Origin of the sequence: uncultured Salinicola sp., assembly GCF_937921195.1 — a bacterium.
Classification (GTDB): Bacteria; Pseudomonadota; Gammaproteobacteria; order Pseudomonadales; family Halomonadaceae; genus Salinicola.
In genome coordinates this window covers 53,972-66,555 of record NZ_CALFQK010000166.1, presented here as the reverse complement: position 1 = coordinate 66,555, position 12,584 = coordinate 53,972, and the positions used below count along the sequence as shown (strand labels likewise).

8 protein-coding genes are annotated in these 12,584 nt (G+C 64.5%); 3 read left to right on the top strand and 5 right to left on the bottom strand.

The genetic code is table 11. The annotated features are described in order from the left end of the window. Window positions 1-25: 25 nt before the first annotated feature. Window positions 26-931 carry a LysR substrate-binding domain-containing protein gene (locus tag Q0602_RS18845; protein WP_295039060.1) on the top strand — a complete coding sequence of 302 codons (906 nt, stop codon included), beginning with the start codon at window positions 26-28 and terminating at the stop codon, window positions 929-931. A gap of 703 nt (window positions 932-1,634) precedes the next feature. On the opposite strand, the gene Q0602_RS18840 is transcribed toward Q0602_RS18845, so the two are convergent. Together Q0602_RS18840 and Q0602_RS18835 are read right to left on the bottom strand one after the other, a co-directional pair. Next, a complete protein-coding gene (locus Q0602_RS18840) occupies window positions 1,635-2,501 on the bottom strand; it encodes a hypothetical protein (protein ID WP_298846635.1) in 867 nt (288 codons plus the stop codon). Window positions 2,502-2,612: 111 nt separating this feature from the next. Beyond that, window positions 2,613-4,841, bottom strand: a complete 2,229-nt coding sequence (locus Q0602_RS18835) for a mechanosensitive ion channel domain-containing protein (protein WP_298846632.1) — start codon at window positions 4,839-4,841, stop codon at window positions 2,613-2,615. A gap of 290 nt (window positions 4,842-5,131) precedes the next feature. Between Q0602_RS18835 and Q0602_RS18830 the strand changes: the two genes are divergently transcribed. Together Q0602_RS18830 and treF are read left to right on the top strand one after the other, a co-directional pair. Then, window positions 5,132-5,896, top strand: a complete 765-nt coding sequence (locus Q0602_RS18830; RefSeq protein WP_298846626.1) for an SDR family NAD(P)-dependent oxidoreductase — start codon at window positions 5,132-5,134, stop codon at window positions 5,894-5,896. Between the two features lie 52 nt (window positions 5,897-5,948). After that, a complete protein-coding gene (gene treF, locus Q0602_RS18825) occupies window positions 5,949-7,505 on the top strand; it encodes an alpha,alpha-trehalase TreF (protein ID WP_298846623.1) in 1,557 nt (518 codons plus the stop codon). On the opposite strand, the gene glgB is transcribed toward treF, so the two are convergent. The 3 genes from glgB to Q0602_RS18810 form a co-directional block, all read right to left on the bottom strand. Next, complete coding sequence (glgB, locus tag Q0602_RS18820) at window positions 7,476-9,755, bottom strand: 1,4-alpha-glucan branching protein GlgB (RefSeq protein ID WP_367276995.1); 2,280 nt, start codon at window positions 9,753-9,755, stop codon at window positions 7,476-7,478. The two genes, treF and glgB, sit on opposite strands and share 30 nt — an antisense overlap. A gap of 36 nt (window positions 9,756-9,791) precedes the next feature. Then, complete coding sequence (gene glgX / locus Q0602_RS18815) at window positions 9,792-11,978, bottom strand: glycogen debranching protein GlgX (protein ID WP_298846621.1); 2,187 nt, start codon at window positions 11,976-11,978, stop codon at window positions 9,792-9,794. Between the two features lie 61 nt (window positions 11,979-12,039). Beyond that, window positions 12,040-12,507: a DUF2934 domain-containing protein gene (locus Q0602_RS18810; RefSeq protein WP_295039070.1), complete on the bottom strand. Its 468-nt coding sequence runs from the start codon at window positions 12,505-12,507 to the stop codon at window positions 12,040-12,042. Window positions 12,508-12,584 lie beyond the last annotated feature (77 nt).

Here is a 12,584-nt window from a genome sequence, read left to right as displayed (position 1 = left end):
TGATCCCCTGGCTCCGGATGCTTGCATGCCCCCGCATGACCCTCTCCCGCCGCTCTCCTGCCTCCGCGCTTTCGAGGCGGCCGCACGCCATGGGAGTTTCACCCAGGCCGGCAGGGAGCTGCATCTGACCCAGAGCGCCGTGAGCCGCCAGATCAAGCGCCTGGAAAACGATCTCGGCCGGCCGCTGTTCGAACGCCACCACGACGGACTACGCCTGGCACCCGCCGGCGAGCACTACTTCGGGGTCGTGCAACGGCTGCTGCGAGATCTACGCGACGAGACGGCACGCCTGCGGCGGCGCGGCGGCGAGCGCCAGCTCACCCTGGCCTCGAGCCCGACCATCGCCTCGATCTGGCTGGCGCGCCGGCTGCCCGACTTTCAGCGCGCCCACCCCGATATCGAGATTCGCATTCTGACCGTCGAGGACCCGCACCGTCTCGATCTGGCGGAGTTCGATCTCGGTATCTACTACCATGTACCACGTGAAGTCGACCCGCCCGGCCTGGAAGCCGAGGCCATCTTCGACCATGAGGAGGTCGCCGCGGTCTGTAGCCCCGTCTATCTGGAACGTCACGGAAGCATTCGCGATCCCGCGGAACTGCTCGATCGCCATACGCTGATGGTGGTCGAGGATCACTATCACGACTGGTTGACCTGGGAGCTCTGGTTTCAGGCGCTCGGCATCGAGTGGCATCCTCCCACCCATACGCTGCGGGCCAACAGTTTCCAGCTGTTGATGAACGCGACGCTCGCCGGACAGGGCATCACCCTGGGCTGGATGCGTCTGCTGGGGGCAGAACTCGAGCAGGGCAACCTGGTGCAGGCGCTTCCGCTGACGCTCCCCAGCCGTGGCCGACTGTCGCTGTTGACCCCGCAGCATCGTCATTTCACCGAACCGATGCGGGCATTTCGGGAGTGGGTGCTGGAGTAGGAATCCGCACCGCCGATCGGGCGGTCCTGTGCGTCGACACGATGCGCCCGGAGCGCCGGATTCCCGGAAGATAGACGAACGAAAGCCGGCAGCGATCACGTTGCCGGCTTTGTCATGGTCGAATCGACCTGCTCTCAGGCGCGATGCTCGCTGCCGGTCCCATGAAGAGGATCGGACTGGGTCACTCGATCCCGCGCCTCGGGAGGAGCCTTGTCGCTACTGCAGAGACGCAGAGCGACGAAAAGCCCAAAGGCGACAAAACCGATGACGATAAGGCTCAGACTGAACAGACTCATTGCGCACCCCCGCGTATCCGCCATCGACCGAGCCAGAACTTGCCATGCTGATCTCGATACCCTGATGGCCACCTGGCGCCTTTACCGGCACCGTTATTCTCGATCGGGCGACTCTTCCCGCGACTGGTCGACTGCTGACGGAGCCGACTCGTGACGCCCGTTCCTGAAACCGAGGGTCATCCATCCGACCCAATCACTGCCTTTTTCGGCGCCAGTGCCAGCGCACTTCCATTAACACTGAATACCACAAAATTTACACTTGGATGCAAATAAAGGCAATCACTACTTTATATTTACCTGATAATACAAATTATGGATGAAAGGCATCCCATCGGCCATTAGCGATTGGTGGCCCAGACCAAAGGCTAGGCCAGTGGATTCGGCTGGCTCTGGACAGGTGCGAGTAGTCATCTCACCCGAACGGGATACCGGACGACTCTCGGGGGCGAATGGCCAGGCTCGGCAAGCGAGGACGACTCGAAGCGCAGCACGATGTCTCCCGGGTGGCGCCCCAGGAACTGCCAAACCGCCGTACTGTCGTTCTCGACCTGCTGGCGCACCCGGCCGGTCGCGACGCGCATGGGAGAGCCCAATGGTTCGAGCGCATCCTCCGGCGATGTCACCAGACGCCAGTCGAAGCGCCCGCCGGCATCGGCGGCCAGGCTGACCGTCAGCGTCTGCCCCACCTGGATCGCCACCGGCAATCCGCTATCGGCCTCGGTCACGCTGAGATCTCCTCTGACGGGAGCCGCGCTTCGTCGGAGGCCGGCCGCCTCCGGTCGCCCCACCTCATCCCGCGCCATCAGCGTATCCCGATCCACCTGCTCCAGCAGGAAGGCGTGTTGCGTCGGATCGTCCGGTTCGAACCGATAGACTGGCTGGTCGCGTGGACTGGCACCATTCTGCATGATCGACCAGCGTCCATGATGGCTGGCCTCCACCACCGGCCGGCGATCGGCGGGATCGCGCTGATAACGTTGATTGAGTTGATAGCCGGCGGGCGTGCCGGTCCGTCTCTCGCGGTAGAGCACCAGTTCGCTGTCCGCCCGACCGCCGCCGCACGCCGGGCAGGCCAGCCGACCCTCGTAGGCCTCGCTGTAGAAGGGGGCGACATCGAGCCGCGACGAAATGACGTCCTGGCGCCTGTCCAGGCCCTCGGGCCGCGTGCAGCCGATCAAGGCAAGGCCGAGCAGCACGGCCGCCGCCAGGCCACGCCGCCCGAGAGGGATCCGCATCTCGTCGATCATCCCGCCTCCCGCCGATGATGGGGTCATCGTGCCACCATCACTATAGAAGCTGCCCTGGCCCCCTGCCCGAAATACAAAACGGCTCACCTGGCAGACCGCCCGGGGCCGATCCCGGCCCCTCCCTGGACAGGCCCGGATTCATTGCGGATCGGGGGTACCCGGGGCCGTCACCGGCTCCCGGGATCCGGTGCCGCCAGCGGCTACCGTCGACTGCTCCATCACCACGCTCATTCTCGGCATGGCCAGGTCGAGGCCCTGCTCGTCGAAACGCTGCTTCAGGCGCAGATTGAAGGCTCGAGCCACGTCCCACTGCATGATCGGCGCGGTGCGCATTCGGACCCTCAAGATGGCGGCTCCGGCATCGAAGCTCTCGATACCCTGCACCTCCAACGCCGACCAGATGTGGTGGCGCATCATCGGGTCGCTGCGCAACTCGTCCGCGATCTCGCGCACGATCTCGATCGCCTCGTCGATTTTCAGATGGTGAGCGATACGGATTCTCAACAGCGCGATGCCGAACTCCCGGGAGTAGTTCTGAATGCCCTGGATCTGGCTGAAAGGAATGATGTGCACGATGCCATCCAGATCGCGCAGCTTGACGGTTCGGATACTCAACGCCTCGACCGTCCCCATGTGCGTTCCCAGGTTGACGAAATCGTCGATCGCCAGCGAGTCCTCGATCAGGATGAACAGGCCGGTGATGAGATCCTGGACCAGCGTCTGCGCGCCGAAACCGACCGCCAGACCGATGACCCCGGCACCGGCCAGCAATGGCGTGACGTTGACCCCCAGATTGGCCAGCGCGATGATCACCGCGATCACGGCGATGGTCACGAACACGGTATTGCGCAGCAGCGGCGTAATGGTCTGGGCGCGCGCGCTGGCGTTGACCCTCCTGCCATGGCGACGGCTGCTGCGCAGCAGCGCGTGCTTGATCGCGGTATCCGCCAGAATCCATACCAGCCACGCCAGCAGAAACGTCACGCCCAATCCGAGCACGCCCTTGGCGATCTGCTGGCCGATGCCGGCGGAGGCACCCACCGCCCATAGCGATGAGCCCCAGACCCGCATCGCCAGCTCGGCGAAGATCATCCAGCTCGCCAGATGGGCCAGGGTGAAGCCGAAGCGTGCCAGGCGCGCCATGTATTCGGAGGAGGGGTTCTCACGGACGTTCATGCCTCGCCGGTGAATCAGGCCGGTGACCACCAGGGTCGCGATCATGAGTCCGGCCGTCACCACCGCGCGGAAAAACGCACTGCGCGAATCCTCGGCCGACATGATCATCGCGATCAGCGACACCGCCACCATGACCAGAATGGGGATGTGCCAGATTTGGCTGAAGACCCGGATCAGTTCGGTGGTCGCGCGACGCTCCTGACGCTGGGAATAGGGGCGATTGCGCATCAGATGCCGTATGGGGCGTCGAAATACCAGAACGAAGATACCCAGCAGCGATGCCGCACACACATTGGCGATCAGCGACAGGAAGGTCGTGACCCCCTCGCCGAGAGGCTCGACCAGCGCCTCGGCATTGGCTGCATCGCCCAATGCGACCAGCGCCCCCAGCGCAAACAGCCACCGGGCCCCGCGTCGACGCAGGATGCGTAGCGCGGTGTGACGATGCCCGCTCCCGAACAGCGAAAAGACGATTTCACAGACCGACGAGAAGACCGCACCGCAAAGCGTGGCGTACGCCGCGACCATGGCCAGCGCAATACCGACCGTGCCGGTCTCGACCTGGTGCACGGTCATCAGCGCGACGACGAAGCCGATCGCCAGGGGCACCACGCGCCGGATGATATGGCGAACGAGCGTCCAGGTCGTCGGCTCCGCCGGTAGATGCCACGGCAGCCCCAACTGACGGACGCCCCATCGCCACAGCGTTGCGACGAGCAGCGTCACACCGACCCAGAGTGCCGTGACCCAGACCAGCTCGAAAAGGATCCTTGGCCACTGCCGGTGATTGCTGACCAGCGTCGAGATATCCTCTCCGGCCTGATCGGCTCGTGTCGACCAGTAGCGGATCGGGTTGTCGAGTCCATCGGTTTCAAGAGACGAGAACGACTGCGCGAGGGCACCGAGCAGACCTCCCGCCCCACTCTCCTGTTTGGCGTCCGCTGCGGTGGCATCACGCAGTTGCTTGAGATGCTCCAGCAGGGACTGGCGCTGATCGCTGTTTTCGAGCGTCGCGATGATTTGATCGAGCGATGCACTCAGTTCCTGTGGAGAGGGCGCGGTTGCCGACTGGGTTCCGCTGCCTTGGCTGCCGCCCATCAGCGATGTCAGCGACTGCGCCGATGCCGGCAGGCTGACCAGTAACGCCAGGACCAGCCCCAAGATCCATCCCCGCTTTCTCAATCCCGTCACGTTGACTCCCTTACGCGTCACTATCGAGCCGTCGATGGCTTGCCGCCAGACATCATGCTATCCAGGCGACGCCAGAACAACGCTTCAACTCTTTGGTCCAAAGGTCGAAGCTGCTCTATCTTCAACGGAGGCGCCGACCCGACCGGAGTGCCGGCGGCGGTGCCTGGCCAGGATCTGCCGGCAAGCGTCGGTTCCGCAGCCGTTCCTCACACTCCGCTCGGGACTGACACTCCGCTGGGAACTTACCTTCCGCCCGGAATTCATACGAGACATCATGCAAGGAGAGAGAGATGCGCCTTTCAGGCAAAGTCGCACTGGTGACCGGCAGCACCCAGGGCATTGGTCGTGCCATTGCCGAGCGTCTCGCCCAGGCCGGCGCCGATGTCGTCGTCAGTGGTAGCCGCCCCTCGGAGCGCGCGGAGGAGACCGCAAGGCGGGTTCGCGCCCATGGCCGGCGGGCAGCGATCGTCACCGGAGACATCGGGGATGTCGATACCAATCGCCGCTTGATCGCGGAGAGCGTCGATGCCTTGGGCCGTCTGGACATTCTGGTCAACAACGCGGGGCTGGAGATTGATTCTCCGTTCCTCGACGTCGACGAGGCCGACTACGACAACGTCATGCGCACCAATCTCAAGGGTGTCTTCTTCACCACGCAGGCTTTCGTTCGCTATCTTCGTGACGAAGGCCGCGGCGGACGCGTGATCAACATGAGCTCGGTCCACGAGGAGCTTCCCTTCCCGGGCTACACCAGCTACTGCATGAGCAAGGGCGGCATGCGCATGCTGACCCGGAACCTGGCCGTCGAACTGGCACCGCTGGGCATTACCGTCAACAGCGTGGCGCCCGGTGCCATCAAGACACCGATGAACTCGGCGCTGGACGAGGATCCGGAAAAACTGCGCCACCTGCTCGGCAACATCCCGCTCAACCGTCTGGGCAGGCCCGAGGACGTGGCGGGCGTGGTCGAATTCCTGGCATCCGACGATGCCGCCTACATGACCGGTGCATCGCTACCGGTAGACGGTGGGCTGCTGTGGCAGTATGAAGAATAACCAGGGGGCCATGTCGTCTCCGGTACGCTCCACGTCACACAGGGAAAAGGACATGCTCGACAGCTTTCAGACGCCTTCCGGGAGTACCGACTCGATCGACGAGGCGGCGGTTACCCCCCACGACCGCTTCGGCGAGCTGTTCGAGGCGGTCGCGCTCGCGCATATCTTCGAGGACTCCAAGACCTTCGCCGACTGCATCCCGAGACAACCGCCCGAAGAGATCGTGGAAGCCTACGAGCAGCAGCGACGACAGGTGGGTTTCGATCTTGCCGTCTTCGTGTCCGATCACTTCTACAGCGACATGATCCCGGGCCGGGGCTACGAAGCCCGTCCCGAGCACGACCTGGTCGAACATATCGACAACCTGTGGCCGGTGCTGACCCGCAACTCGCGCCAGCATCCGCGCTGGTCCTCGCTGCTCGCCCTGTGCCACGACTACGTGGTGCCGGGGGGGCGGTTTCGCGAGTACTACTACTGGGACTCGTATTTCACCATGCTGGGGCTCGCCGCCAGCGGTGAGAACCACCTGATGTGCGCGGTCACCGACAACTGCGCCGATCTGATCATGCGCTACGGCCATATGCCCAACGGCAACCGCACCTACTATCTCAGCCGGTCCCAGTTGCCGCTGTTCTCGATGATGGTCGAGCTGACCGAGCGGCAGGGACTGCGCCAGGCCGTCGACTACCTGCCCCAACTGGAGCGGGAATACGCTTTCTGGATGGATGGCGAGAACACGCTGAAACCCGGCGAGAGCCATCGGCGCTGCGTGCGTCTCGACGAAGAGAGCCGGCTGAATCGGCACTGGGACGATCGCGCCACGCCCCGCGAGGAGTCTTTCAGGGAAGATCTCGAAATCGCCGCCCGCTCTGCCCGTCCTGCGGAGGCGCTGTTCCGAAACCTGCGCGCGGGCGCGGAGAGCGGCTGGGATTTCAGTGGGCGATGGCTCGACGACGTGACGGATCTCAGCACGATTCGCACCACCTGTTTTGTCACCCCGGAACTCAACTCGCTACTTTTTCATCTCGAACAGACACTCTGTCGTCTCCATGCCGCCACCGGCGACGACGCCAGGGCGGGAGATTTCCGACGCCGCTCGCTGCGTCGGCAAGCGGCGATGGACCGATATCTCTGGAGCGATTCCCGGGGAGCCTATTACGACTACGATTTCGTTCGCGGCCAGAGCAGCGTCCATCTGACGGCCGGCTGTGTCGTTCCGCTGTTCGTTGGCGCAGCTTCCGACGCCCAGGCGGAACGTGTCGCCAATATCATCGCCAATCGGCTCATGACACCGGGCGGCCTCGCCACCACGGAGATCACCGATAGCCAGCAGCAGTGGGACCATCCCAATGGCTGGGCACCGCTGCAGTGGATGGCGATCGAGGGGCTACGGCGCTACGGTTTCACCGAGCTCGCCGACACCATCGCCGATCGCTGGCTGGCCCTGGTCGAGGAGCTCTACAGCCGTGAAAACAAGCTGGTGGAAAAGTACGTGCTCTACCCTGGCGCGGACTTCGCCACCGGTGGCGAATACCCCCTGCAGGACGGTTTCGGCTGGACCAACGGCGTCACCCGGGCACTACTCGCCCAGCGCGCCGGGCATCAGTAGCACCACCCCCAACGGCGGCAGCGTCAGCACCAGCGACTGACACTCGCCGTGGGCGGCGACCGCCTCGCTCTGCAAACCGCCGCCATTGCCCGCGTTGCTCCCGCCGTAACATGCCGCATCGGAGTTGAAGCGCTCCTGCCAGTTGCCGGCGGATGGCACCCCGATGCGGTAGCCGCCGAGCCGTTGCGGCGTCATGTTCGCCACCGCCAGCGCCTGGCGGCCGTGGCGATCCCGGCGCCACCAGGCGAAGACGCTGTTGTGGCTGTCGTCACCGATGACCCATTGGAAGCCGTCCGCCTCGCAATCCAGCGCGTGAAGCGCCGGATGCGACCGGTAGAGCGCGTTGAGATCGCCCACCAGGCGCCGGATGCCGGCGTTGGGCGCTTCCTGCAGCAGCCACCAGTCGAGTTCGCGGTCATGGCTCCACTCCCGCCCCTGAGCGAATTCGCAGCCCATGAACAGCAGTTTCTTGCCGGGATGCAGCCACATGAAGCTCAGGTAGGCTCTCAGGTTGGCGAATCGCTGCCAGTCATCGCCGGGCATCTTGTCCAGCAGCGACCCCTTGCCGTGCACCACCTCGTCATGGGAAATCGGCAGCATGAAGCGTTCGTTGAAGGCGTAGATCAGGCCGAACGTCAATTGATCGTGATGATAGCGACGATAGAGTGGATCGTGACTCATGTAGCTCAGGCTGTCGTGCATCCACCCCATGTTCCACTTGTAGCTGAACCCCAGGCCCTGCTGCTCCACCGGTGCGGTGACGCCTGGCCACGCCGTCGACTCCTCGGCGATGACGATCGCGCCCGGTACCTCGTCGTGGACCACCTGGTTGAGATGCTGGAGGAATGCCACCGCTTCCAGGTTCTCCTGCCCGCCGAGATGATTGGGAATCCACTCCCCTTCGCGGCGGGAGTAGTTGCGATAGATCATCGAGGCGACCGCATCGACCCGCAGGCCATCGATGTGGAAGTCGCGCAACCAGTGCAGCGCCGAGGCCAGCATGAAGCCGTGAACCTCGCGCCGCCCCAGATTGTAGATATAGGTATTCCAGTCCTGGTGGTAGCCCTCGAAGGGATGGGCATATTCGTACAGTGCGGTCCCATCGAAACGCGCCAGACCGTGAGGATCGGAGGGAAAATGGCCGGGGACCCAGTCGAGAATCACGCCGATACCCGCCATGTGGCAGGCATCGATGAACGCCGCGAAATCCTGGGGCGAACCGAAGCGTCCACTGGGCGCGAACAGCGACAGCGGCTGATAACCCCATGAACCGCCAAAGGGATACTCCATGATCGGCATCAGCTCGATATGGGTGAAGCCCATCTCGAGCACGTAGGGAATCAACGCCTCGGTGAGATCCCGCCAGCCATAGATCGTGCCCTCGTCGCCGCCATGCTTGCGCCAGGAGCCGGCATGCAGCTCGTAGATCGAAATTGGCGCCGTCGGCGCGTGCCGGCCGGGTCTTTCGTCCATCCAGGTCTGGTCGTGCCAGGCAAACGGCGTCGAGTCGGCCACCACCGACGCCGTCAGGGGCGGCGGCTCGGTGGAGAGCGCGACCGGATCGGCCTTGAGCAGGCGCTCGCCATTGATGTCGATCAAGGCGTACTTGTAGCGCTCGCCGACCCCGATTCCGGGGATGAATATCTCCCACACCCCGGAGGGATAGCGGCAGCGCATGCCGTGACGGCGCGAGTCCCAGCCATTGAAGTCGCCGACCACCGCCACCCGCTGTGCGTTGGGCGCCCATACCGCGAAACGCACGCCCTCGACGTCCTCCACCGTCATCACGCGTGCCCCGAGGCATTCACCGAGGCGCCGATGGTTCCCCTCCCCGATCAGGTAGAGGTCGGTCTCCCCCAGCAACAGGGGAAAGGCGTAGGGGTCGGCAACGATCTGCTCACCCTCCGGCCAGCGGATATGCAGTCGGTAGGCGCACGGACTTGCCATCTCACCGACGAAAAATCCATCGATGGCACCGAGCACGCACTCCCCCAGTAAGCGGTCACTGTCGCGCGCCACCAGCGATACCGCCTGCGCGCCCGGCAGGTAGGCGCTGACTTCCAGCCTGCCGTCGGCGCGCACGTGGGGTCCCAGCACGGCGAACGGATTGGCGTGCGTCGCCTGCGCGAGCGACTCCAGATCCGCCACGCCCAGGCGGGAAGCCGTGACCCGGGGCATGCCGGTCGGCCAGGCATCCGAGCGATCCGCGCCGCTCTCCCCGGATTCACTGCGAGAACGAGTTCGCGTCATGAGCCACCTGCCAGCCGCCGGAAGTCGGGATATCGATCAATCATGTGACGCCTCCTCTTCGATCAGCTCGAACAGCGAGAGGCTGCGCGACCTGACCCGATAGCCGCTCTCCATGGGGCAGCGCACGTCTCCGGCTGCCGGATCGAAGGTTTCGACGCGCCTCAGCCACTCGCTCCCCCCCGGCACGTCCGGCAACACGAAGTCGACATCCCCATCGGAGGCGTTGAGAGCCAGGAACACCGTGACGTCCGAGCCGAAGCGGCAAATGCCGGTGGGCTGGGCATGACCGTTGAGCACCACGCCAATCGCCTTGGCCTCCTCGTCGTGCCAGTGCTCCACCTCCATCTCCTCCGCGGCCGGCGTGAGCCAGGTGACATCCTTGATGCCGAGGTTCTCGTTCAGCTCACCGGTCATGAAACGCCCGCGTTCGAGAATCGGATACTGTCGCCGCAGCCGAATCAGCTGGCGGGTAAAGGCCAGCAGGCCGCGCCCCTCGTCGGAGAGGTTCCAGTCGACCCAGCCGATGTCCCCGTCCTGGCAGTAGGCGTTGTTGTTACCGCCCTGCGTGCGAGCGAACTCGTCCCCCGCCAGCAGCATCGGCGTGCCCTGGGAAAGCATCAACGTCGCCAGCAGGTTGCGCATCTGGCGCATGCGCAGCGCACGGATCCCGGGATCTTCGGTGTCGCCCTCGACGCCGTGGTTCCAGGAGACGTTGTCGTCGTGCCCGTCCTGGTTGTCTTCGCCATTGGCCGCGTTGTGCTTGGCGTTGTAGCTCACCAGGTCGCGCAGCGTGAAGCCGTCGTGAGCGGTGATGAAATTGATCGACGAGAACGCCTTGCGGCCGCGATGGTTGAACAGGTCGGCCGAAGCGGTCAGACGATTGGCGAAGGCGGGCAGGCGGCCCTCGTCTCCCCGCCAGAACGCCCGCATGTCGTCGCGGAAGCGATCGTTCCACTCCGCCCAGCCGGGCGGAAACTTGCCGACCTGGTAACCGCCGGGGCCGCAGTCCCAGGGTTCGGCGATCAGCTTGCACTGCGACAGCAGCGGGTCCTGGCGACAGGAATCGAGGAAGCCGCCACCCTCGTCGAAGCCATCGGCCTCGCGCCCCAGGATCGTGGCCAGGTCGAAGCGGAAGCCATCGACACGCATCTCGTCGGCCCAGTAACGCAGCGAGTCCGTCACCATCTGCAGGACCCGGGGGTGGGAAAGGTTCAGTGTATTGCCGGTGCCGGTGTCATTGATGTAGAACCGCGGCTTGTCCGGCATCAGCCGATAATAGGAGGCGTTGTCGATGCCCTTGAACGACAGCGTCGGCCCCATCTCGTTGCCTTCCGCCGTGTGGTTGTAGACCACGTCGAGCAGCACCTCGATGCCGGCGGCGTGGTAGCGCGCCACCATCTGCTTGAATTCACTGACCGACTCGGTCGACATGTAGTTCGGGTGCGGCGCGAAGAACGCCAGAGTGTTGTAACCCCAGTAGTTGTGCAGCCCCTTCTCCTGCAGGTGCCGGTCGTCGGCGAAGGCGTGGATCGGCATCAGCTCTAGGGAGGAGATGCCCAGATCGACGAGGTAATCGATCACTTCCGGCACGGCGAGCCCCGAGAATGTGCCGCGCAGCGCTTCCGGTACCGACGGATGACGCATGGTGTAGCCGCGCACATGGGTCTCGTAGATGACGGTATCGCTCCACGGCACCCGAATTTCGGTGGAGCGCCCCCAGGTGAACGCCGGGTCGATGACGCGGCAACGGGGCATGAACGGTGCACTGTCCCGCTCGTCGAAGCTGAGATCGCCATCCTCGTGACCGATGGTGTAACCGTAGAGGGCGTCGTCCCAGATCAGCTTACCGACCAGTTGCTTGGCGTAGGGATCGATCAGCAGCTTGTGATGATTGAAGCGATGGCCAGCCTCCGGATCGTAGGGGCCATGCACTCGATAGCCATAGAGCTGGCCGGGACGGGCATCCGGCAGGTAACCGTGCCAGATCTCGTCGGTATACTCCGGCAGCACCACCCGCTCCAGCTCTTCCTGTCCACTTTCGTCGAAGAGGCAGAGTTCGACTCGGGTCGCGTTGGCGGAGAACAGCGAGAAGTTGACCCCGAGCCCATCCCACGTCGCCCCCAGAGGGTAGGGAAGCCCCTCCCGAATCCGCGACTGCAGCAATCCCGCTTCCTGAACGACGCATCCCATCGTTTCATCCCGTCCCCAACGCATATCGGTCATCGACTACCCTCCGGGCGAGCCAGGTCCATCCTGTCGCCCTGTGATGCCCAGTGTGGGCCGGTCACTCGCTCTTGCCGTCGTTCGTGCCGCGAGGTTTGCGCGGCTTGGTCGCCGGCTTCTTGTCGGCGCCCCCGGAAACCTTCGTCGTGCCGCGCTTGCGCGCCGGCGAAGTGCCCTCGCCGCTGCTCGCCGCCTTGCGCCGAGCCGGAGAGCCGGTTCGAGGCTGCGGGGAACTGACATCGACGCCCGTATCCTGCTCCTTGCGCGCTTCGGTCTCGGGATCGTCCAGCGGCAGGCGCGGCTCGTCGATACCGATTTCGTCGGGCTCCGCGGTCGGCTCCTCGCCCTCCAGCGGGGAGGGTTCGTCGGACACCGCGCGCCACTCCTGCTCCTCCTCGCGGGCGTTCTCGGCCTCGACGATGCGTTCGGCCATTTCCCAATGGCGCGCTTCCTGGCCGTCGGGTCGCCCTTCCGACTCCCATATGCGGTAAGCCAGCATTCGTATGCGTTGTTCACGACCGGTCATCATGATGCGCTCCTTCCTGTACTCGTGGCTTGACGGGGCATCCCTGCCCCACCGGTTTCGTTCGGCACCGACAAGGCCGG

Coding starts and splice junctions, on each gene's coding strand:
- Q0602_RS18845 (WP_295039060.1), top strand. CDS start 26: ATGCCCCCGCATGACCCTCTCCCGCCGCTCTCCTGCCTCCGCGCTTTC.
- Q0602_RS18840 (WP_298846635.1), bottom strand. CDS start 2,501: ATGACCCCATCATCGGCGGGAGGCGGGATGATCGACGAGATGCGGATC.
- Q0602_RS18830 (WP_298846626.1), top strand. CDS start 5,132: ATGCGCCTTTCAGGCAAAGTCGCACTGGTGACCGGCAGCACCCAGGGC.
- treF (WP_298846623.1), top strand. CDS start 5,949: ATGCTCGACAGCTTTCAGACGCCTTCCGGGAGTACCGACTCGATCGAC.
- glgB (WP_367276995.1), bottom strand. CDS start 9,755: ATGACGCGAACTCGTTCTCGCAGTGAATCCGGGGAGAGCGGCGCGGAT.
- glgX (WP_298846621.1), bottom strand. CDS start 11,978: ATGACCGATATGCGTTGGGGACGGGATGAAACGATGGGATGCGTCGTT.
- Q0602_RS18810 (WP_295039070.1), bottom strand. CDS start 12,507: ATGATGACCGGTCGTGAACAACGCATACGAATGCTGGCTTACCGCATA.